Source organism: Leptospira perolatii (assembly GCF_002811875.1).
Lineage (GTDB): Bacteria > Spirochaetota > Leptospiria > Leptospirales > Leptospiraceae > Leptospira_B > Leptospira_B perolatii.
The window spans coordinates 214,136-235,852 of record NZ_NPDZ01000005.1 but is presented as its reverse complement, the minus strand read 5'-3'; the positions used below and the strand labels follow the sequence as shown (position 1 = coordinate 235,852).

24 protein-coding genes are annotated in these 21,717 nt (G+C 43.0%); 13 read left to right on the top strand and 11 right to left on the bottom strand.

What is annotated here, in order from left to right; translation table 11 throughout:
- Window positions 1-35 precede the first annotated feature (35 nt).
- Both CH373_RS10400 and CH373_RS10395 read left to right on the top strand, forming a co-directional pair.
- Window positions 36-1,493 carry a hypothetical protein gene (locus CH373_RS10400; protein ID WP_100715307.1) on the top strand — a complete coding sequence of 486 codons (1,458 nt, stop codon included), beginning with the start codon at window positions 36-38 and terminating at the stop codon, window positions 1,491-1,493.
- Entirely contained in the window at window positions 1,477-2,589 is a 1,113-nt protein-coding gene (locus CH373_RS10395) for a cysteine desulfurase family protein (protein WP_100715308.1), read from the top strand. The genes CH373_RS10400 and CH373_RS10395 overlap by 17 nt, the downstream gene beginning before the upstream one ends.
- A gap of 6 nt (window positions 2,590-2,595) precedes the next feature.
- Here the strand turns inward: CH373_RS10395 and CH373_RS10390 are convergent, their stop codons facing one another.
- Window positions 2,596-3,741, bottom strand: coding sequence for a deoxyguanosinetriphosphate triphosphohydrolase (locus tag CH373_RS10390; RefSeq protein ID WP_100715309.1), 1,146 nt, complete (start codon window positions 3,739-3,741; stop codon window positions 2,596-2,598).
- A gap of 166 nt (window positions 3,742-3,907) precedes the next feature.
- Between CH373_RS10390 and CH373_RS10385 the strand changes: the two genes are divergently transcribed.
- From CH373_RS10385 to CH373_RS10375, 3 genes are read left to right on the top strand one after another with little or no spacing between them, the layout of a single operon-like run.
- Window positions 3,908-4,534, top strand: a complete 627-nt coding sequence (locus CH373_RS10385) for a DedA family protein (RefSeq protein WP_100715310.1) — start codon at window positions 3,908-3,910, stop codon at window positions 4,532-4,534.
- A 44-nt stretch (window positions 4,535-4,578) separates the two neighbouring features.
- Window positions 4,579-5,130: an HNH endonuclease gene (locus CH373_RS10380; protein ID WP_100715311.1), complete on the top strand. Its 552-nt coding sequence runs from the start codon at window positions 4,579-4,581 to the stop codon at window positions 5,128-5,130.
- Window positions 5,130-5,657, top strand: coding sequence for an LIC11661 family lipoprotein (locus CH373_RS10375; RefSeq protein WP_207761500.1), 528 nt, complete (start codon window positions 5,130-5,132; stop codon window positions 5,655-5,657). Before CH373_RS10380 ends, CH373_RS10375 begins: the two co-directional genes overlap by 1 nt.
- Before the next feature lie 90 nt (window positions 5,658-5,747).
- Here CH373_RS10375 and CH373_RS10370 read toward each other — a convergent pair whose 3' ends face one another.
- The 4 genes from CH373_RS10370 to fliS form a co-directional block, all read right to left on the bottom strand.
- On the bottom strand, window positions 5,748-6,137 hold the full coding sequence (locus tag CH373_RS10370; RefSeq protein WP_100715312.1) for a hypothetical protein: 390 nt from the start codon (window positions 6,135-6,137) through the stop codon (window positions 5,748-5,750).
- 187 nt (window positions 6,138-6,324) lie between these two features.
- Window positions 6,325-6,846: a molecular chaperone DnaJ gene (locus tag CH373_RS10365; protein ID WP_100715313.1), complete on the bottom strand. Its 522-nt coding sequence runs from the start codon at window positions 6,844-6,846 to the stop codon at window positions 6,325-6,327.
- Window positions 6,825-7,244 (bottom strand): hypothetical protein, encoded by a 420-nt coding sequence (locus CH373_RS10360; RefSeq protein ID WP_100715314.1) that lies wholly within the window; start codon window positions 7,242-7,244, stop codon window positions 6,825-6,827. The genes CH373_RS10365 and CH373_RS10360 overlap by 22 nt, the downstream gene beginning before the upstream one ends.
- An 81-nt stretch (window positions 7,245-7,325) precedes the next feature.
- On the bottom strand, window positions 7,326-7,769 hold the full coding sequence (fliS, locus tag CH373_RS10355; protein WP_100734089.1) for a flagellar export chaperone FliS: 444 nt from the start codon (window positions 7,767-7,769) through the stop codon (window positions 7,326-7,328).
- 87 nt (window positions 7,770-7,856) lie between these two features.
- On the opposite strand from fliS, the gene purN reads away from it, so the two are divergent.
- The 5 genes from purN (at window position 7,857) to fsa (ending at window position 12,116) form a co-directional block, all read left to right on the top strand.
- Entirely contained in the window at window positions 7,857-8,483 is a 627-nt protein-coding gene (gene purN, locus CH373_RS10350) for a phosphoribosylglycinamide formyltransferase (RefSeq protein ID WP_100734091.1), read from the top strand.
- Between the two features lies 1 nt (window position 8,484).
- Window positions 8,485-10,026 (top strand): bifunctional phosphoribosylaminoimidazolecarboxamide formyltransferase/IMP cyclohydrolase, encoded by a 1,542-nt coding sequence (gene purH, locus CH373_RS10345; protein WP_100713505.1) that lies wholly within the window; start codon window positions 8,485-8,487, stop codon window positions 10,024-10,026.
- Window positions 10,026-10,655 (top strand): hypothetical protein, encoded by a 630-nt coding sequence (locus tag CH373_RS10340; protein ID WP_100713504.1) that lies wholly within the window; start codon window positions 10,026-10,028, stop codon window positions 10,653-10,655. The genes purH and CH373_RS10340 overlap by 1 nt, the downstream gene beginning before the upstream one ends.
- 35 nt (window positions 10,656-10,690) lie before the next feature.
- Window positions 10,691-11,398, top strand: a complete 708-nt coding sequence (locus tag CH373_RS10335; protein WP_100713503.1) for a hypothetical protein — start codon at window positions 10,691-10,693, stop codon at window positions 11,396-11,398.
- Window positions 11,399-11,471: 73 nt separating this feature from the next.
- The gene (gene fsa, locus CH373_RS10330; protein WP_100713502.1) at window positions 11,472-12,116 is read left to right on the top strand and encodes a fructose-6-phosphate aldolase; all 645 of its coding nucleotides are present in this window, start codon (window positions 11,472-11,474) and stop codon (window positions 12,114-12,116) included.
- Between the two features lie 77 nt (window positions 12,117-12,193).
- Here the strand turns inward: fsa and CH373_RS10325 are convergent, their stop codons facing one another.
- Genes CH373_RS10325 through CH373_RS10315 form a run of 3 tightly spaced genes read right to left on the bottom strand, consistent with a single transcriptional unit; the run spans window position 12,194 to window position 15,395 of the window.
- Complete coding sequence (locus tag CH373_RS10325; protein ID WP_100713501.1) at window positions 12,194-13,228, bottom strand: DUF1574 domain-containing protein; 1,035 nt, start codon at window positions 13,226-13,228, stop codon at window positions 12,194-12,196.
- 2 nt (window positions 13,229-13,230) lie between these two features.
- Window positions 13,231-14,649 carry an MBOAT family O-acyltransferase gene (locus CH373_RS10320; protein ID WP_100713500.1) on the bottom strand — a complete coding sequence of 473 codons (1,419 nt, stop codon included), beginning with the start codon at window positions 14,647-14,649 and terminating at the stop codon, window positions 13,231-13,233.
- A complete protein-coding gene (locus CH373_RS10315; protein ID WP_243393348.1) occupies window positions 14,646-15,395 on the bottom strand; it encodes a pseudouridine synthase in 750 nt (249 codons plus the stop codon). Before CH373_RS10315 ends, CH373_RS10320 begins: the two co-directional genes overlap by 4 nt.
- A 137-nt stretch (window positions 15,396-15,532) precedes the next feature.
- Between CH373_RS10315 and lipA the strand changes: the two genes are divergently transcribed.
- Both lipA and CH373_RS10305 read left to right on the top strand, forming a co-directional pair.
- Window positions 15,533-16,438 (top strand): lipoyl synthase, encoded by a 906-nt coding sequence (lipA, locus tag CH373_RS10310; protein WP_100713498.1) that lies wholly within the window; start codon window positions 15,533-15,535, stop codon window positions 16,436-16,438.
- Window positions 16,423-16,761, top strand: a complete 339-nt coding sequence (locus CH373_RS10305) for a hypothetical protein (RefSeq protein WP_100713497.1) — start codon at window positions 16,423-16,425, stop codon at window positions 16,759-16,761. Before lipA ends, CH373_RS10305 begins: the two co-directional genes overlap by 16 nt.
- Before the next feature lie 67 nt (window positions 16,762-16,828).
- Here CH373_RS10305 and CH373_RS10300 read toward each other — a convergent pair whose 3' ends face one another.
- Window positions 16,829-18,007, bottom strand: coding sequence for a lipoprotein LipL45 (locus tag CH373_RS10300; protein WP_100713496.1), 1,179 nt, complete (start codon window positions 18,005-18,007; stop codon window positions 16,829-16,831).
- A gap of 97 nt (window positions 18,008-18,104) precedes the next feature.
- Window positions 18,105-19,337, bottom strand: coding sequence for a PQQ-dependent sugar dehydrogenase (locus CH373_RS10295; RefSeq protein ID WP_243393347.1), 1,233 nt, complete (start codon window positions 19,335-19,337; stop codon window positions 18,105-18,107).
- Window positions 19,338-19,455: 118 nt separating this feature from the next.
- Between CH373_RS10295 and CH373_RS10290 the strand changes: the two genes are divergently transcribed.
- Window positions 19,456-20,790 carry a radical SAM protein gene (locus CH373_RS10290; protein WP_100713495.1) on the top strand — a complete coding sequence of 445 codons (1,335 nt, stop codon included), beginning with the start codon at window positions 19,456-19,458 and terminating at the stop codon, window positions 20,788-20,790.
- Window positions 20,791-21,004: 214 nt separating this feature from the next.
- Here the strand turns inward: CH373_RS10290 and CH373_RS10285 are convergent, their stop codons facing one another.
- Window positions 21,005-21,706 (bottom strand): TIGR00266 family protein, encoded by a 702-nt coding sequence (locus tag CH373_RS10285; RefSeq protein WP_100713494.1) that lies wholly within the window; start codon window positions 21,704-21,706, stop codon window positions 21,005-21,007.
- Between the last annotated feature and the right edge of the window lie 11 nt (window positions 21,707-21,717).

Sequence of the window (21,717 nt, the reverse complement as noted above, 5' to 3'; positions counted from 1 at the left end):
CCGTCGAACGAATTTTCCCCACGAAAGGAAAGAACTTGCTTAGCATCCTGAAGGAAAAGAAGAAACTATTTCTTAGCTTACTCTTGATTTGGACCCTCACCGCTATCTATGTGGTTCCTCGCAGATACGAAATCCTGCGCTCCTTTACACTTTGGATCGAACCTCCGGAGTTAAACCCTAAATTATCCGAGCAATTGCAGGAAAGAGGAGACGAACTACTTTCCGAAAAGGTAACGTTTCATCATATCGATCATTTTATCAAATTGGGAAAAATGTCCGAATCCTGTTACAGGGCTATGGAAATCGGAAGACACGGCCTGGACGAGTTATTCCGAGAGCCTTCCTGGATGGAAGCCAGAAAGAAAGGCTGGACCATGCAAGACCTAATCCCGAACGAATCCCCACTTTTAGGCTCAGACTTCAATCGGGAAAGAATCGATACTACAGAATATTGGCAGGAATATTCTCGCACCGTATTAGAGGCGTTAGACGACTACAAGAGAGCACTTAACTTTAATCCGTTTGATGGCTATAACAGACTTCCCGGAGTGGGAGTTTTCGGAACAGACAGACCTTCTATCTATGGAAAAAGTCTTTTAGAAAAAATTACTATGACTTCTTACGCGTCTTGTCGCCCGGAAGAGGCTCTAGTCTCTCACTTTCATACTCTGACTAGCATAGAAGATCTGGTTTTCGAGAAAATAAAACGAAAAGAAAAACCACAGATTCCCTGGTGGAAAAAGATTTTGAACTTTTTTTCTTTTAGCTGTTCCGCGGAACCTGATCATATTCTGGAAGCTGAACTTCCAAGAGAGATCCGAGTATGGGAAGCGATCTCCAAATCTGATTCCAACCCGATTGTATTTTCGGAAGATTATCCAGAGAGAACCAAACTGAGTGCGAATCAGTTTAAGCAACTGATCCTAAAAACCTTAGATCTGTTAGGTTCCGCTCATGGAAACGGAAGTTCTTCCCTTTCTCCGGAAGAATCGGTGTCTCTCTATCTCAGGATCCTTTACTTTTCCTGTTCGAATCGATCGATCCCTCCAGAAGCTAAGTATTGGGGATCCTCAGCGATTGCAATGATTCCGTGCGTGCAATCCGACGAAGAAGGGAATCGACTTTTTTATACAAATGAGTTCCGACTAGCTAGACTTTATTACAAACTCGCAGATAGAGAATCTTCTTATCGAAAAATAGCGGGAGAACTTTTTGAAAAAGTGTACCAGTCCAAAAGTACAAGTCTCGGAATCCGTTTCCAAGCCAAGTTAATGAGGATTCGGTGTCTAATGTATGCATCCTCTTGGGACCAATCCTTGAAGGAACTGGATCAATTGCAAAACGACTTGTATTCGGTTGATCCTGAGTTTAGAAGCGATAAAGCCGGATACGAAGATTTGATAGAGGATAGAAAGAAATTGCTGCAATTCGTACTTCGAAAAAAAGGAAAGTATTCCGAAGCAGACGACTTATTCGATGAAACAACAAATTAAGTACTTCGATTATAATGCGACTCATCCACCGCTTCCGGGATTGCTGCAAAAATATCTAGACGAGTACGAAACAGAATTCTATAATCCTTCCGGGCCAACTCGGTTTTCTCTGAAAAGACAAGGCAGACTAGAAGAAGCCAGAAAGACTTTGGGAAAACTGACAGGCTGCGATCCGAAAGGATTCGTATTCTGTTCCACTGGAACCGAAGCAAATTATCTGCTTTCGTTTTGGGCAAAAAAATTCTGCAGCTCGATCGCTTATGTTTCTCCCTTAGAACATTCTTCATTTTACTCCGCGTTGGAAGCAGTAGGAATTTCTTATACACTACTAAAAACAGACAAAACAGGTCAGATCGATCCTGACGAAGTACGTAAAAGATTTATAGAACAACCTGGTCCAGTGTTCTCTTTGCATGCCGCAAACGAAACCGGCGTCTTGCAACCTTTGGAACAAATTGGAAGTATTTGCCAGGAGTTCGGACAAAAGCTGTACTCCGATTTAATGCAATCATTTGCAAAAGTTTCTGTGCCATTTTCTAGTTTGAACGGATTCACATTTTCCGGTCATAAGTTAGGCGCTGGAATGGGAGCCTCAGCTGTATGGTTTTCGCCGAAGGAAAGAAAAGAAGCAGGATGGTTCCAAGGCGGAAACCAGGAAAACGGATCCAGGGCCGGCACCGAAAATTCCCCGGCGATCTTAGCTCTTGTAGAAGCTTCAGAAATACAATTTCAGGAAATGGAAAGAAAAAACCAAAGACTCCTCGAATTCAGAAATCGAATCGAAAATTCACTCAAAGAGTTAGGAGCAAGCATCGTAGCGGAAAATTCTCCAAGACTTCCCTCCACTACATTCTGCCTTTTACCAACTGATGATTTGGACTTTTTCATGGTAGGAATGGAAGAAAGAGGATTTGCGCTTTCTACCGGGTCGTCATGCAAGTCCAGGTCCAGAGAACCTGCAAAATCGCTACTCGCGATGGGTTACACTCAAGAAGAAGCACTTAGAGCCATCAGAATTTCCACCGGAATGTTTACGACTCCGAACGAAGTAGAGGATCTGATTTCCGCGATTTCCGAAGTGCTTCGTTTATTATAGAAGATTCTAGGAAAGAGACTGGAACACGTTCTCTGCATATCGATCGGTCATTCCAGCTACAAAATCGCACACGCTTCGATCCAAACCTTCGGACTCGATTCTACCCTTGTAAGAGTCTGGAATCAGCTCAGGAAATTTTCTAAAATGCGCAAATAATGTTTCTATGATAATCCTTCCGTGGTTGCTCGTTTTGATCACACTTGGATGCCTGTACAAAGCACGGTGCAAGAATGCTTTCAACTCCCTTACCTTCTCTCCAAATTTTTCCTCAAAGCCTACGATCCGGATTCCCTGGGAATAAATCGAATTCAAATCCTCTCTACTATTTATATTATGTTTTTTCAAACTACTAGATACGACTTCTACGATATTTGAGACCATTCCGTTGATCAATTCCCGGATTGCGGTACGGACCTGAATTTTTGGAATCAAGCCGGAATACCGATTAATTACGGAATCATGATATTCTTCCCAAAGAGGAATCTCGGATAATTCTTCTAACCGAATGTATCCCATTTCCAATCCGTCCTCGACATCGTGGCTCGTATAAGCAATTTCGTCCGCAAGGTCAGCACACTGAGCCTCCAAACTTGGTCCCTCTGTTTTTCTTGCCAGCCCGAGTTCGGAAGCGGAATACTCCGCGCCGTGCTTCATCATTCCCTTTAGAGTTTCCTTGCACAAATTCAATCCCGGAAAATCAGGATAACGAGTTTCTAAACTTCTCACAATCCGCAAAGATTGTTTATTGTGCTCGAAGCCTCCCTTTCCTTCCATCAACTCCGAAACTACTTCTTGTCCTGCGTGTCCAAAGGGAGTGTGGCCCAGGTCATGAGCTAGAGCAATCGTTTCTGCGAGGTAAGAATTCAGTCCTAAAGCTCCGGCAAGAGTTCTAGAAATTCCTGCCACTTCCAATGTATGTGTAAGCCGGTTTCTGTAATCTTCTCCGACCGAATACACAAAAACCTGGGTTTTGTACTGTAATCTTTTGAATGCGCTGGAATGGACTACTCTGTCCCTATCGCGCTGAAAAGGGAGTCTATAACCGTGTTCTTCTTCCGGATATTCTCGACCGCCGGTGTCTTGTTGAAAAACCGCGTACGGTAATAGTAAAGAATTTTCCAGTTCGATTAAGCTGGATCTGTTTCTTCTCACAAAAAACCAGAATCGAAAACGAAGAAAATCGCTTCAAGCGAAACGGAATCTGAAAATTGATTCCTTACGGTTTTCTTGCTAGTATCAAGATTGCGTTTTTCGATTTCAATTTCTTAGTACTTCCTTTCTCTGGTACTTATTCTTCCCAAAGAAGATCATATTACGAATGGATTTCCTTGTCATACTTGTCAGTTTTTTTTCTACGTTCGGAAACGACTTTGGTTATATCGCTGTATTTCTTACCTTATTGCTTTGCGGATTCGGGCTGCCGGTTCCGGAAGATGTTTCCCTAGTTTCCGGAGGAGTGATCGCCGGTCTAGGATACGCAAATCCTCATTTTATGTTTGGAATTGGAATGGCAGGAGTACTCGTGGGAGACAGCGCAGTATTTTTGCTGGGTAGAATTTATGGAGAAAAGGTACTTCGGATTCCCTTTATCGCAAAATTTTTGACCCCGGAACGATTTGCACAGGTACAGGAGAAATTTGAGAAGTACGGTCAGTGGGTCGTTTTTGTAGCTCGCTTTATGCCTGGACTCAGAATGCCGATCTACCTCACTGCAGGCACCTCGGATCGAATCGCATTTTCACGTTTTCTTACTTTAGATACAATTGCTGCGGCAATATCAGTACCGGTCTGGGTCTATCTAGGCTTTTTTGGTGCGAGTAATTTAGAAAAGCTGGAAGAATGGGTTCACCAAGGACAGTTAACTGTCTTTGCAATTTTAGGACTGTTCCTCAGTACCGTTTTGTTCATTTTTTATTGGAAGAAGAAACGTTCTTCTAGAAAATAGTTTTACTCGACATTTAAAAAGCATCCTTTACTGTCTGGTAAGTTATGGACGTTCTCGCTCAGCCAGTTTTGGTCCTGAACGCAACGTTTGTGCCGGTAGGCATTCGAACGGTTCGAGACGCTATCGTATTGCTGATTTTGAATAAAGCTCAGTTGATCCGGGACGAAAAAGATCTTTGGATTCGTTCCGAGCGTATAAAATTCACCACTCCCAGAATCATACTACTCACAAATTACTACAGAGTCCCCTCCAAACGGCATAGACTCTCGAGGGAAAATATTTTTCTCCGGGACAATCATGAATGCGTTTATTGCGGTAGAAGACTTCCCGCTTCTAAGCTGACTCTCGACCATGTGATTCCGAAAAGCAGATGGCACGAAGTTCCGGAGACTTCCAAACCAGGCACCTATCATACTTGGGAAAACCTAGTGACCGCTTGCAGGGAATGCAATACTAGAAAAGGGAATCGGTTGCTTCACGAGTTGAAATGGGAAATTCCGGAAAAGCGGTCGACAAACAAAAGGCGGATTCCACACTTTTCCGTATCCGACCAACTTGCAGAAAAGTTCGGTTGGGCAGATTATATCCGTAGATAATGAATTTCCAAACTTCCCGGAGCAGTTTCCGGCTATTACTTCATGCACTTGTCTGTGCAAGCTTACCTTTCGTTTTGTTCGGTTGCTATCGGAACTACTCTACCAATCGAATCGTAACCACACCACCTACAATCATTTCCATTTCTGCGATCAGTTCCGGTCATGAGATCAGACTTAGAGCCGGGAATCCTGAATTTCTGTTCAACGGCTACACTTTGTATGCGGCGAGTACAGAGTTTGCCTCTAGAAACCCAGCGGATTTTAGTTCCGGTGCCAATTGCCAGTTGCCTCTCAATCTAATCCCGAACCAGCCGATCGAATATTCCATAGAAGTTTCACCTAACACTGGTCCTCTCGCCGCCCCTGGAGTAGGAGAAAATCAAAACCGAGTCTGCAAGATTATTGCGACCTTAACCTCAGGACAATTCGTTACACTTAGGTCCTCGGTGTTTTCGGTGGATCTGAACAATGCGACAAAGGATGTGTTTGTTTTCTCTTTGCCCTCCAATACGATTTCGGTTCCTTGAATTCCCAAATTTTTCTATAGATCACTCACTCTTAGAAAATCGCAATTGCTTCGAACCATCGATTGCAAAAAAGAGAATCCAGATCGCAAGTCAATCCGTAATGTACATTTCCAGAATCCTTCCCTCTATCTCTACTCTATAACTTAGAGTCTTCTTCCACTGGAGCACTGTCGCAGTTTTTCTTCGACTGTAGACTGCTCCGGTTCCGTCTATTCTGGGAGTGACTCCCTGCAATCTAAGTTCTTCCAAACATCTTTGCTTGATTTCCTGGATGTTTGCTTCCCTCCGAATGCAAATTACGATTCTTTGCAAAGGGTCATTTTTAAGAGTTAAATACCAAGCTCCAAGATCACTCAGTCTTTCAGAAAATACTAGTTCGTCTTCCAATTCTAGGGGGTCCAGTTTGACGCGAAATGCCACGTACTCCGGATCCCATTTTCCCCAGTCTTCGTCCACACTACCTTCGAATAAATCTTCCACTTAATATCCTATATCAGAATATTAAGTTTTATTGATTCTTTAGCAAAATGCAATTAGAATACTGAAACAGGATAAAAGATTCAAGTCCCAAGGAAGAGGTTTGATTCCCCAAGAATGTGATTTCAGAAAAAGGATAGAGCGCTTTTGGAAGCTTATCTCTAAGAAAGCCAGAACCGATTCCGAGCCTCTATCGAAACCAAACCCCGATTCTTTTTAAGGTTTTCTCTGCATCGTTTTTCCAGATGCTATTTGGGTATTCTTTGAGAAATGTTTCTAGTTCCGATTTGGCAATTAAAAGATTTTCTCTTAGTTTTCTCAGATCTGGATTTTCTTTGGCATCTAAAAAAACAGGATTTCCTTCGGTGGACTTAAAATATGTTTCAAGTGCAGAGGCAGCTAGCTGAGTTGCATCTTTGTACCGCCCGAATCCTTCTTTATCCTTTTGGGAATTGGATTCTTGCCAATTCGGGTCTGACTCATTTTGTCCAGTTTTTTCCGCTTTCACATTTGCGGTGGAACTTAACGAATCCAGCAGTACATCTCTTAAATGAACTAGCTCTTTAAATAAAATGTCGTTATCATACTCACCCGAATCTGGATGATATTTTCTGGAGAGCTCACGGAACTTAGATCGAACTAGATCTTCATTGAATCTTTTGGGTAAGCCGTAAAAATCTAATGCTCTGCTTAACAGGTCCCCGTCTTCCAACCGAATTTCCTCTGGGCTAGGAATTTCTTTAGTTGTATCTGGGCCTGGACCGTGTTCAACTCTTTTTGGTATTCTCTCAGAATGGATTCCATTACCTGTCCGACTTTCTCGTTCAGATTCCTGGATTCATCCAACTTTTGGAACAAGGTACTTGTCAGCTGGATCAGCTCCAAAGTTTGGGGAGAAGACTCCTCCAAGCGTTCTATGAGCCGGTCCAGGGACATCATTCTATGCATGCATTTCAAGTTTGACTTCTCGATTTTAGAGGCACCTTCCCCATCGCCGTGAGAAAGTATTTCCAACTGTCTTTTTTGGTTGGAAATGACCTCGTCTAAAATTGAAATTTTTTCTGAGTATAGTTCGAATAACTTTATCTGGCGGGATTTGGTTTGCGCCAATCCCTTAGAAACTGACTGTTTTTTTTTAGAGCTCAGAGTTTTGACCTAACTTCTTTATAAAAGCCGATGCACTTACGTTCGTTAACCTTGCAGAGAAAGGCCTTTTGAGCCTGCGTTAGGAAGTGCTACCACAGAAGCTTTTTCCTTTTTCTCGATTTCTTCCCAGGCTGCCTTGAGATCCTCTAAATACTTGATGATCTCTTTCATAATCTCGGAATCCTTTTTCATATTCGCTTCGAGTAAGCGCTTTTTGATATAAACATAGATCCCGAGAAGGTTGTTTGCGACTTCCCCGCCCTGCTCCAGATTCAAAGCCAGCATGAGTTCGGTCACGATCTCCTGGGCTTTCAATACATTGTTATTTACTACGTCGTATTTTCGCGGAGTATTGCATTCGATGGCAACGTTTAAGAAGCGAATGGCCCCTTCGTATAGCATTACGATGAGTCTTCCCTGACTAACAGTTGAAATTTCGTTGGATTTGTACTGTTCGACCGAGGCCGTCGATTTTCTAGCAAGTGACATGTGTCTCTCCTGAAATACTTTTCGACAAATTCCGAGACTGCCTTAACGTGGACTGGGACATTCCGAGTGTATCTCGCGCGAAAATTCTTGGCAAGTCTGTTTCCCTCACCCAAAAAAAAGCTTGTATTCCTGGTTTCGGGCCGAGGCTCCAACCTGGGGGCGGTTCTAGAAAATCTAAAAAAAGGAAAAATTAGGGGTATTCCGGTCCAAATTTTGACCGATAACCCAGAAGCTCCCGCTTTAGAGATCGCCAAGAAGTTCGAAGTTCCGACAAAAATACTCGATTACAAAAAATACACGGACAAGAACCGATACCACGAAGATCTTCTCAAGACTTTGGAGAATCTGTCCCCGGATCTGATCGTCGCGGCAGGCTACATGAGAATTCTAAGGCCAGAGATCATCCGTACATTTAAAAATCGAATCATCAACATTCATCCCTCTTTGCTGCCCGCCTTTCCCGGATTGAATGCACAAAAGCAAGCGTTCGAACACGGAGTTAAAGTCTCCGGATGCACCGCTCACTTTGTGGACGAAGGTGTGGATTCCGGTCCGATTATTCTCCAAGGAATCGTGAAAATCGATGGGAATCTTACGGAAAGAGAATTGACTCTGGCAATTCTGAAAGAGGAACATAAAATCCTGCCCCTCGCAGTAAAATATTTCTGCGAGGGCAAGCTCTCCATCAAAGATAGGAAGGTCACCATCCTTTAGCATGATCCAAATCCGTCGCGCTCTCATTTCAGTAAGTGATAAAACTGGTCTGATCGATTTTGCCAAACTTCTCCAACAAAAAGGCGTAGAGATCATCTCTACAGGTGGAACCCTCAAGGTTCTGAAAGAAAATGGAATCGCAGCAATCGCAATCGATGATTACACTGGATTCCCGGAAATCTTGGATGGTAGAGTCAAAACTCTGCATCCGAAAGTACACGGAGGGTTGCTAGGAGTCATTTCCAACCCAGAACACGTCAAGACCATGGAAAAACACCAGATTCCGAAAATCGATTTGGTAGTCGTTAATCTATACCCTTTCGTAAAGACTGTTTCGCAAGGTGGAGTTTCTCTGGATCTGGCGATCGAAAATATCGATATAGGCGGACCTTCTATGATCCGATCCGCAGCCAAGAATTACAGACATACAGTCGTAGTTACAGATCCGGCGGATTACAAAACAGTTGCAGATTCCATGAGCGTAAACTCAGGTTCGGTAGACGCGGACACTTCTTTTCTTCTGATGAGAAAAGCCTTCTCTCACACTGCGATGTATGATTCTGCGATTTCTTCCTGGTTCAACGGAATCGCGGGAGAAAAGTTTCCGGAGATACTCAATCTATCTTTTACAAAAAAACAAAAACTTAGATATGGAGAAAACCCTCACCAAGGCGCCGCATTTTACGAACCATTATTTACAAAAAGTGAATTTTCGCCTCTGCAAGGAAAAGAGCTTTCGTTTAACAATATGCTCGATTTCGACGCTGCATTTCATATCGCAGCGTTACTGCCAGAAAACACAGTTTGCATTATCAAGCACCTGAACCCTTGCGGTATCGCTTATGCAGATAACACACAAGAAGCATTTCAACTTGCAAAAAGAACAGATCCTATTTCTGCATTCGGTGGAATCATTGGAATCAAGGGAGTAGTCACCGGAGAACTCGCAGCGAGCATCGGAGAAACTTTCGTAGAAGGTGTAATCGCGCAAAAATTCACTCCGGAAGCTTTAGAGTTTTTCTCCAAGAAACCGAATGTTCGATTGATCGAAATCGCGGATTTCAAAGAAGCCCTTGATGAAATGGATCTTCGTCCGATCCACCATGGTATTTTGTTACAGGACAGAGACTACGCCACGATTTCTGAAAAGGACTTGAAAGTAGTTACGAAAAAGAAACCATCGGACGCGGATTTGAAAGGTCTTATGTTCGCCTGGTCTGCAGCTAAATTCATAAAATCGAATGCGATCGTATATGCGCAAGAGAATGCAACATTAGGAATCGGAGCTGGTCAAATGTCCAGAGTGGACTCGGTTCATTTGGGTGCCACGAAAGCTTTGAACGTAGGGCTTTCAGTTGTAGGCTCGTACGTAGCAAGTGACGCTTACTTTCCTTTCAGAGACGGGATCGATGCGATCGCAAAAGTGGGAGCCAAGGCAATCATTCAACCAGGCGGATCTATCCGAGACGAAGAAGTGATCAAGGCAGCAGACGAGCACGGATTGATCATGGTATTTACCGGCATGAGGCATTTTAGACACTGATGGAATTCTTTCTGTATCTTATCTTCTTTGCGATCAGCTTGAGCGTTCTTGCGTTAGCCGACTATTATTGGCAGCTATTATTCATCAGCGGAAAGGATCAGTTTAGTAAAGAGGAACTTACAGATTGGGTAAGGATTCTGCCGAGTAAGATTCTAAGTATTTTCGAGTTTTCCGGGAATTTGCAGTTCGGAATTCTTGCATTTGCATCCGGGGCTTTCGTTTCCTATCTTTGGACTTTGTTAGGAGGACTAATCGGTTCTCCTCACTATTCCGATTCTTTTGGAAATTATTTCTTTCTGTCATTTCTGATGCCTGCTTTGCTTTTAGCATTTTATCCATTTTTGATGGAAGCAAGTCTGCAGGACCTCCCTGAAACAAACCCAGACCACCCGTTAGTTCGTTTTTTTGAACAGGAAATACCCTTAATTTCGGGAGTGTTTATCTCGGTCATCGCTTCGAATCTTGCGATCTACGGACTGTACCATGAGATCGCATTTTTATTCGTGCTCCCGAATATCTGCGTTTTAGGAGTACTTTTGATCCTTCGTTGGAATGGAAAGGTCCGATTTGGCGGAATTCATCTGGACAGAAGAAAAGATTCGGACGATGATTTTGGGGAAGATTCCTAATATAGGCCGAAACCTTTTTTGCCGATAGAAAGTGTATGAGTGCAACCCGTACTTACTCAGTTTTAATTCTATTCTTCCTACCTGTATTAGGTCTGTTTTCTCAGTTTCCCGGAGATGGAACAGATCGGAAACAAAGCGGAACCACTCTTGACGGTTTTGCAGAAGTAGCTTGGGAAACCACTTATTCGCAAGTAAGGGAGAAATTTCTTTCCTTGGCTACCAATCCACAGAGCGACGAAAAAGTGGAAGTGGTCCACGAAGAAAAAAACAAATCTCTTTTAGTAAGAAGAAACGGCATTTTCTACCAGTATAGATTTTACTACACTCCTAAACTAGTACTAGAATCCAGACCCAAACAGCAGCAACCTGAAAAACCTACCGATCCGAATATAGACGAAGAAGAGCACACTCCTCCAGGTAGACTTTTTTCTGTGGGAGTTTCTTTTCGTTATCTGCCAGGAAAAGATGTACAGAATAAATTAGAGAACAAGTACGGAAAACCCATCAAGGAAACCATAGATGATAAAAAGCTCGGAGGAGCAGTTCTCTGGGAATTGACAGATGCGAGGGAAACTCCTCCTAAGGGCGGCTTTGTAGTCCAGTGGAAAGAGGCTTATAAGAAACAGCCTTATACTCGAAGAGTAGATTATTTCAGTTCCAAAATGAAGGCCCAAATCGATAGCGAATACAAAGAGTATTTCTCTGCGTTAGAAATCAAAACTTTGAGAGATCTGATACCTTAAGTTAAAATCAGATTGACCGTTCTTGGAATCGGGAGGGAGTATCCAGAGTAAATCCCTTTTCCGGAGCTAAAGCGTGGAATTATATTTAGATACCGCAAACGTAGATGAGATTCGAGAAATAGCTTCTTACGGACTACTAGACGGAGTTACGACGAACCCTTCTTTGGTCGCTAAATCTGGCAGAAACTTTAAAGACGTTATCAAAGAAATTTGCTCCATCGTTCAAGGCCCTGTGAGCGCTGAGGTCATCGCCACAAAATCCGAAGAGATGCTCAAAGAAGCGGAAGAGTTAGTAGCGATCGCAAAGAACGTAGTGATCAAGGTGCCCCTTATTCCGGAAGGCCTGAAGACCGTTGTAAAGCTTACCGAGAAAGGAATTGCAACGAACGTAACACTTTGCTTTTCGGCTCCTCAAGCACTCTTGGCTGCGAAGGCGGGTGCTACGTATATTTCTCCGTTTATCGGACGAGTGGACGATACTTCTTGGGATGGAATGGAACTCATTTCTGAAATCAGAGAGATCTATGACAACTACGGATACGAAACGAAAATTCTAGCTGCGTCCATCCGCGGACCTATGCATTTGAAGGAATCTGCGCTGAGAGGAGCCGATTGTGCTACCATGCCGATTTCCGCCTACCAGCAATTGTTCAAACATCCGTTAACTGATATTGGCTTGGAAAAATTCTTAGAAGATGCAAAAAAGCTAAAGTGGTAGCTTTGCTCTGACCCTAGTATTCCAAAAATCTTGTCCGCTGCTTGCGGCAGTCCAAAGTTCTGCGGACAAGATTTTCCTTATTTCAATAAGCTCTTTCCGTAATAGTCATCCATTAAAGTCTTCATTTGTTCTTTCAGACAAAGAACAGACTGATGAGATGCATCGTAGTATAGATCACAGGAAGACTTTGTATTGAAATCGACGGAGGTAGCTCCGAATTCTTTTGCAAGTTCTTCCATTTTAGGCCACCAAATTTTATCAAGACCAAGTTCATAATATCCCTTTCGATAACCGTCATACACTCTCGGCCAAATGAGGTACGCTCGAATTCCTCTCTCTTTACAGATTTTAAGGAACTCCTTCACAAAAAAGAACTCAGTTTCGTTTACAGTAAATTGCGAAAGATAAATGCTTTTGATACGGATTGCGTCCTTTGCAAGTTTCTTTAAATCGTTGGCACTGGCTGTGTATGCGAACTGTTCTCCTCTTCCCAAATCCAGAATCAATCGTTCGTCGTTGTAGGCCGGATCGTACTGGTACAGTCTTCCTCCAATCGCACGACTGTACAAAAGTTTTAGATCCGGATTTACTTTCTTAACGGTAAATAACCTTTCTAGCAGTATTTTCTTCTGGTCTTCCCAAGGAAACTGATTCCAGTACGTGGAAATAAATTCGCTGTCTGCGCCTAAGCGCAAAAATGGATCGTATAGTAAACCGGTTTTATCATTGAATGCTTCAGGGCTTACCACATAAAAAACTGCTTTCGGTACGATTCCTTCTCCTACGATCTTTCTCAGCCAATAGAAGCCGTACGCAGGCACCGCTTGAGGACCCGCAAAATTGTAGACCACCCAATCTTTGCTAATTTTTTCTTCCATTAGCTGATTTGAATATGGATAAGCTCTAGAATCCCCAAAAGCAAGTGCGAGTTTCCTATCTTGTAATTTCGGGTCTAGTTTCATGCGTTGAAACAAAGCCCTTCTCTGCGCAAAATATACAGGGTTCCCGTTTTGGCTAAATGACTCGGAGAAATAATTTAAAAGAAAAATCTTATCTAATAGAAAAATTCCGAGCAGAAAGAATACAGGATAATAGATATAAAGTCGTTTCATTACTAAAACCTACCGTAAAAGAAATCCGCATTTCCAGCGGAAGTACCGAGTAGAACCAACAGAAGTACTATCCAAGCAAAAGGTAGTAGCCTCTTTTTCGTTTTGTCCTGCAGCGCAAACTTCTCGGGCCATTCTTCCGAGGCGTGGAATAACATCGCGATCAATAGCGCGCTCACACAAGGTTCCCAATTCGGTAAAGCTTGCCCTCCCGCCCAGGTAAAGATTCTTGCGACGGCATCGAATGCAGCTCCCACACTAGGAGTAAAAAATAAGATCCAAGAAATGCAATATACATGAAGCACGAAAATATACTTCACAATTCGGGTGAAATAAGGAATTTCAGGAAGCAATCGAATTCCTAAGTCCTTCATTACTCTTTCTGCAGAAAGATATCCACCGGTAAATAAACCCCAGAGCAGGTAGTTCGTGCTCGCACCGTGCCACAAACCGCCTAAGCCAAATGCAACCAGATAGTTGAGGCAGGTCCGGATCGTTCCAGAGCGAGAACCTCCGAGAGGAATATACAAATAGTCTCGTATCCAAAAAGAAAACGTTAAGTGCCACCTTCTCCAAAAATCTCCGAATCCATCCATAAAAAAAGGAGCCTTAAAGTTTTCAGGTAGCTTGAGACCTAAGAGACGACCGATTCCTCTTGCAAGGTCGGTCAATCCTGAAAAATCCAAGTATAAGTAGATCGCAAAAAAGTAAATCGTCCTAAGCAAAGCCCAGCCAGAAAATACTGCCGGCTCGGCGAAAACCGGAAAAATAGAGCCAGTCATTAAAACAGAGAGCACAGACTTTTTTAGCAAACCGAATAGGATCAACCAAAGTCCGTCAGCCAAATCGGAAGAAGTCATTCTAGGAGAATCAAACTGACCGGATACATCCTTGTACCTCAAAATCGGTCCAGCAATCATTACCGGAAAAAGCAAAATATAGGAAGAGATTCCGCGAAACGAAATCGGCTCTTCGATCAAACCTTTCTTTTTGTCCACCGCAAGAGAAATGAATTGAAACGTATAATAGCTAATCGTCATGGGCAAAACGATCTCAAATCCAGACCAACCCAAGGCCTGAGAAATCTTTGCATCCAAACTCACCTTATTTTGTAAGGCTGGAGACGAAATGATTCCACCCACAGAATCCATGATAAAATAGAAATATTTAAAGAATGCAAGATTCAGTACGTTGAATCCGATCGTAGTTGGTAAGAACCATTTTCTATCCAAAAAATATCGCAATAACAACCAGTTGATGCTTAGTACCAACCAAAGATGGATAAGAAATTGCCAGGCCCCGACTGCGTAAAAAACAGAAGACGCGAAAACAAGGAAGCTCCTTCTGAACCGATCAGGTAAGTTCCAATAGACAAGGTAAACTACCAGAAAGAAGAGTAGAAATTCAATCGTAGTAAAGCTCATGATCTCCAGCGATTCGGGTTCAGGGAAACGTATTCTCCCTCTTTGATCCCCAAATCTATTAATAAAATATTTCCAATTCTGACACGCTGCAAATCCACGACTCTCGCTCCCAAAGCGGAGAACATCCTGCGAATTTGCCTCTTTCTGCCTTGCTGCAAAATCACCCTAAATCGATCCGATTCAGAATTTTCCCGGCCTTCCAAATCTAAAAATACTTTTTCGGCCCTTAGAGTTTCTTCTCCTTCCTGAATTCCTTGGAGGAATTCCTGCTTTATTTTTGAGAAGGAGATTTTCCGATCAATCCTGACCAAATATTCTTTTTCACTCGCCATAGTGGGATGACTCAACCTTTGCACGATTTTGCCGTCATTGGAAAGTAGCAAAAGTCCCCTAGATTCCAAATCTAGCCTACCGGCGATAGCAAGCCTGGCAAATTTTTCCGGAAGTAAGGAAAATACAGTCTCTTCATGAAATCGATCCGAATGGGAACACAAATATCCTTTGGGTTTATTGAGAGCAATGACATAGATTTCCTGCTCCGGAATTGCAACCTTTCCCCTAACCTTTACCTCATCTGACCCAACCTGTATCTTTCTGGAAAGTTCTCTTACGGTCTCTCCATTTACGGTCACAAACCCGGACAAAATTAGCTCCTCGGTTTTTCTTCTAGAACCGAAACCGCAATCTGCAAGATATCGATTGATTCTAACCTCAGAATCCGTTTGCAATTTTTTCTCTTTTTTCAAATCGCTTTTTCCAATATTTCCAAGGAAAGAATACGGGCAGCCACTTTGTGCTTATTCCAAGATCCCTTCCCCTGTAGATTTAAGCCAGTCAAAACACTTGACCTTCCGGGTTGCCTGCTCCAGGCTATTAGTAGGTCATGAACCCGCTCAAGAAAAAACCTAGAACTTCCTCCTATGCACAGGCCCCCGAAAAACCGGAATGGCTCAAAGTCAGACTGCCATTTAGAGAAAAAGAAAATCCTGTTTCTTTGGTGAGAGAAACTGTAGATTCAGGAAAACTCCATACTGTTTGCGAAAGTGCTTCTTGTCCAAATCTGAATCACTGCTGGTCCAGAAAGACCGCCACTTACATGTTGGCGGGGGATATTTGTACCAGGAGATGCGGTTACTGCGATGTGGCTTTCGGAAAGCCAAATTCTTTAGATCCGGAAGAACCTAGACGGGTAGCGGAATCGGCAGCGGCTCTGGGACTCAAGCATGTAGTCATCACTTCCGTTAACAGAGATGATCTGCCTGACGGAGGAGCTGCTCATTACAAAGAAACTGTTCTCAGGATCAGAGAGCTATTACCGAATTGCAAAATCGAATTATTGGTACCGGACTTTAAAGCCAAGGAAGAAAATTTAGAAATTATTTATTCAGGTAAACCTGATATTTTTAATCACAATTTGGAGACAGTCAAAAGGCTGTTTCCTGAAATTGCTCCCGCCAAAAAGTACGAAAGATCTTTGCAGGTATTAGAATATGCTTCCCAAAAAGGATTTTTGACGAAGAGCGGATTGATTTTAGGCTTGGGTGAAACGATCGAGGAAGTAAAGGAAGCGCTCTTAGATTTACGCAAAGCTGGGGTAAAAATGGTCACCTTGGGCCAGTATTTGCAGCCCACACCAACGCACCATCCGGTCAAAGAATATGTGCACCCGGACCGTTTCCGAGAACTCAAAAAATATGGAGAAGAAATAGGATTTACATCTGTGTTCTCTGGACCTCTAGTTAGGAGTTCTTATCACGCTGACGAGCAAGCCGCATGGCGAGGAAACTAAGAAAAGGAAATTCTAAATCCAAATCTGAAGACTTCGACGGAAGCGAGGTCAAGAAGATCGTATTTCATTCGATTCTATCCTATCTATCCAAGAAAAAAGGCCCTCTTTCTAAATTAGAAATTCGTGATTTAATTATAGATGCCCTTGAGCTAACTCCTGGGCTTCGAGTCGAATGGGCAGAAATCAAGAAATTCGGTAAAAATAAGCTACTAGTAAATCATTACGATAAAGTAATGCTCTTGGATATGGGAGAAATTCTAGAAACAATTCAGAAGACCTGGGATGGATATTTGGAAAGTCGAGATCCCAATTTTAGACATTAAAAACGAAAAAACCCGAGGCCCTTTCGAGCACTCGGGGTTTTTCCACCATTAATTTTAAGCCTGCGGATTAAAACTTGGTTTTAGTATGGAAGTCGTAAATGACCTCTTGCACATCGGCTTGGTTAATCCGTTTGATTCCTTGCTCGGTGTGAACGATCATCGTGCTTCCTTGCTGATCTACGATAGCTCCGATCATAGAAGTTCCGTCAGTCATGACGATCTTCTCGAGTTTTTCGTAGTAGTTCACGAGGTCTTGTTTGCTCTTCAGGTTCTTAGGAGCAGATACCAATACGTTTTTGAAGCGTTTTAACTCTTCTTCTTGGCGTTTTGCAAGATCCTCTTCGATTTTCTTTCTTTCAGAATCGATCTGAGCAGCAGTTTGCTCATCCAATTTGCCGGAAGAAGCTTCTTCGGAGAGTTTTACCATTTTGTCTGCGGTCGTTTTGTCAACGGTCACAATCGTATGGATTTCCTGCTCTTCTGATTTAGAAATTCCTGAACTAGAAAGCTTAGTAACTGCTTTCGGAATTTCTTTTTCAAGATTAGAGCTAATCTTAGAAGCATCTTTCACACCGAAAGTTTTGTCAGACGCGCTTACTAGAGAAGACTCGTCTTTTTCCAGAATGATTTCTGCCTTGTCCAAAGATTCTTTGATTTTCTTTAGTTCGGTATTTTTAGAAATTTCCTCATCGCTCATTCCTTCCAGTGCTGAAACGCGTGGAGCAACTGCGACGGATCCATCTAACACTTTTACGATCGATTTGTCGGATTTAGTGCGGTCAACAATGAAGGAAGTACCACGAACACCAGCGATTGCGGTCGGGGTGATCACAGAGAACTTGTCATCCTTATTGGCCTTGTTTACCTTAGCGAAAACCTTACCTGAAACTAGAGAAAGTCTGGTGTCAGTGTTTCCTTGAGTGTTCAGAGCTAATGTAGCAAATTCAAGCTGAGAATTCTCGGAAATCCTAACTGCAGAACCATCTGCAAATTGGATATCAACCTTAGCTTTTTCTTTGGTTACTAGCTTGTCTCCTGTTTTGAGAGAAGCACCTAATTGTGCTTTTTCCTCAGTCAAATCAGCGTGTTGGATTTTTGATTCTCCTACGCTAAATACGACTATAGCAGTCGGTTCGCTCGGCTTGGCACTCGTGGAATCCACGTTCTCGGCAGGCTTTTTACAAGCTCCGGATGCCAACAGTCCGACAACGAGGGCGACTGATGCAGCGGAAGTGAAATTCTTCATACCCCTATCCTTGATCGAGATTGAAAGGGACTGCGGTGGAGGCAGTCTCCAGTCTATATTGGGTTAACATTCAAAGAATTGGGATTTTCAATATATTTCAATTTTTTTTTGCCAAACGATAAATATTTCCAAGCTGAAAATCGGCAAAATAAAGCTCTCCAGCTGGATCTTGGCCAAAAGTACTGATCGAAAAATTCGTCTTAGATATCAATTTAACCTGTGACTTTCTAGTGTCTTCTTTGTGGAGCGCCCAAATTCTACCGGAAACAAAGTCTGCGAAAATATAATGACCCTCTAAAATAGGCAATTTTTTTCCTCTGTACACGTAGCCACCGGTAATGGAGCGCCCTACCGAGTGATCGTACTCGTAGATTGGGTCTTCGAAAGTCCTTTTTTTACAATCAGGATTGCTCTGAAAACAATGGAATCCTTCTTTTACATTCCATCCGTAATTTTTCCCCTTTTTCACTAGATCGATTTCTTCGTACAAGTTCTGGCCTACGTCAGCGACGTACAATTCGCCGGTTTTGGAATCAAAGGAATACCTCCAAGGATTTCGAAATCCGTACGCGTAGATTTCTGGCAAATGATTGGGAGTATTTCGGAACGGGTTGTCTTCTGGAACTGTATAAGCCGGTGCAATCGCTTGCAAGTTCGGTTCAATTCGGAGCATGCTTCCGAGAAAAGTATTTGGATTCTGCCCATTTTTGTAGGGATCATTCGCGGCCCCACCGTCTCCCAATCCGATGTACAGTTTTCGATCCGGACCAAAAGCCAACTGACCAGCGTTATGATTCGAATAAGGCTGGTCTACTCTTAGGAGTACTCTTCTTCTATCATTCCATCCTAATATTCTTTCCGCATTCCATTCGAATTCTAGAATCATAGTTTGATCCTTGCCGGACTCTTTCGAGACCACATTCAAGTAGAAGAGTTTATTCTTTAGAAAATCAGGATGAAACGCGAGCCCCAACAGACCTTCTTCTGATCTGGTCTCCACGCTTCCTACAAAATTAGCGATCAGCTGTTTGGATTGATTCTCCAGATTCACCAGAAAGATCTTTCCTCTCTTTTCCAAAATGATCATACTCGAAGTTTGGCCTGGCAGAAATTGAATGTCCGTAGGTTCCTGGAATCCAGTACCGACTTCCGTCCAGGAAAGGTCCGACCAACGGACTGTCGAAGTTACGACATCTTCCTTGGGCTGCTTCGAATCGGATTTTTTGGCAGTAGAAGTCGAGTTTTCTTTTTTTGGGTGGGAGGTTTTAGAAAGAAGATTCTGGGCGGAACCGACCAGCAAATAGCCAAAGAAAGCAAGGAAAGAAATCACTCGGAAAAAGGACTGCGGTCGCATCCGACAAAGCCTAGGCAGAAAACCGACCCGGTCAACGGCAAAAACGGAAAAAACAGGATGCCAAAACAAACGAGCAAATCAATCTGTCGTTAGAATGTCTGCGCTGAATTCCATCCGTCCTGAATCTACGGTGTCCCTATTGGAGGAAATGGAGAAAAAGTATCGATCCATTCCTTTGGAAGCAATCGTAAAACAGGATATTCTTAGACAAGGAATTCACTTTACCCCCGAGTCTTTTCTAGTGGAAGGAGATTATAAGACCAAGGATTATTTTATCTTCTCCTTTGACCATATCCCTCTAGCGGAAATGAAAGAAGGAATCGACTCAAAAGCCCCGGAAGAGATCCGACTGAGCGGAGGATATTTCAATCTTCTCCCGACAATTGTCTCTACCCGAAACAATCCAAACTCTCCCTATAAGGTAAAACGAATTCCTAACGGAGAATCAGGAGAAGGAAAACCGGGACTGTATCTTCAGGAAACTTTTCTAGGTGAACTAAGCTATCCACCTAAGCCTAAATGGTACCGCCATAAAACAAAGTCTGGAAAATTACCGGGCGAAATTGCACCCGTAATCGAATGGGGATATCTCATCTACCTTACCGTATTCCGTAATTGTCAATATTTTGGAAAAGAAGAAGAGTGTGCGTATTGCGATATCAATCATAATTACCGCCAGCAAAAAAATGCAGGCAGACCTTACACAGGTGTAAAAGATGTAGAAGATATCTTAGAAGTTTTGTCTTGGATCGATGCGGAAGACGAGGTCGCAAAGGTCTACACAATCACCGGTGGATCAGTAATCACTTCCTTGAAAAAAAAGAATGAGATCGATTTTTACCTGGAATACGCGCAAGCGATTGAACAAAAATTTCCCGGAAGATGGATGGGCAAAATCGTTTCCCAGGCTTGGGAAAAAGAAGAATGTAAAAAATTTAAGGATGCAGGGATCCAAGTCTATCACCCGAATTACGAAGTTTGGGATAAGGAGCTCTTCAAAAAAATCTGTCCAGGAAAGGAAGCTTATATAGGTAGAGACGTTTGGATTCGCCGAATCTTGGACTCTGCGGAAATCTTCGGACCTTCTTATGTAATTCCAAACTTTGTGGGCGGAGTAGAACTCTCTCAACCCTGGGGATTTTCCAGCGTGCAAGAAGCGATATCTTCCACCGGCGAAGGACTCGATTACTTTATGTCGAGAGGAATCATGCCTAGATTTACCGCCTGGTGCCCGGAGCCTTATACAACTTTAGGAACACAACCGGGACCTACATTAGAATACTTTTGTGAACTCTTAACTGTATGGAAAGCTACATTCGAAAAGTATAATCTACCTGTTCCTCCCGGTTACGGAGAACCTGGACCCGGAAAAGCAGTATTTTCCGTCTCTGCATTTATGGATGTCATTGGATATAAGGGAAGAAATTAACTTTTCAAGATAAAGGCAGTCCTTCCTGCCGACTGCCCTTTCTGTAGGAGCTCCTACATACTTAACAGGCTCAATTTTTACTTGATAAAATTAGGATTTTCTGATATAGAAAACGCGCGCTCCCACGGGCCACACCCCCCACCCAAACAGAGGGCGGGGGCGGCTCAAAAATCCAACCCGGAATTTGCATTCCGAGCCGCAGGCCGTGAGAAACTTAGTCAGAAGTGAAATTGGAAGTGAAACTTCTAGACTTCTCCACTCTCCTCCAAGAATCGGCCCAGAAAATGAAAGAATTCTGATTTCTACTTTGGACATACAGTTTACCTTTTCCGGAAAACTTAGCCACCAATCCTTCTCCAGACAGAAAGAGCGATTTTAATCCACCGACTCTGTCCAAGTGATAGGTCAAAGAAGATTCAAAGCCTACGATATGACCAGTATCCACGATGTAAGTACCATCTACTTCTACAGTGTGAATTGCTCCAAAACTGGAAAAGAAAAGGTCACCTGATCCGGAAACTTTTAAGAAGAACAAGCCTTCTCCAGAGAAGAATCCTTTGAATCCTCCCCATTTGCTGTCGATGACCAGATCAGTGGAACCGGCTACATACGCGCCGCGGCTTAGGATGAGCTCCTCACCTTTCATTTTTCTGTATTCCAAATCCCCTTGGGTGGCGGAGGTCAGATACAGTTCGCCTGCACCACCTTCTGTAAAGAAAGTGTTTTGAAAGAATGATTCACCGCTGAAAAGTGCCCTCTTTGCGGAAGCAAAGATTCCACCTTGAGCCTTGGTTTCCATTTTGACGGTAGGAGACATCGCCACCATTGCACCGGACTCCGCGCGGATGGATTCCCCGGAGCCCAGAGAAATTTTCACAATAGGAAAATCAGGTTTACATAATATTTCGTGATTCATGTTTTATATTC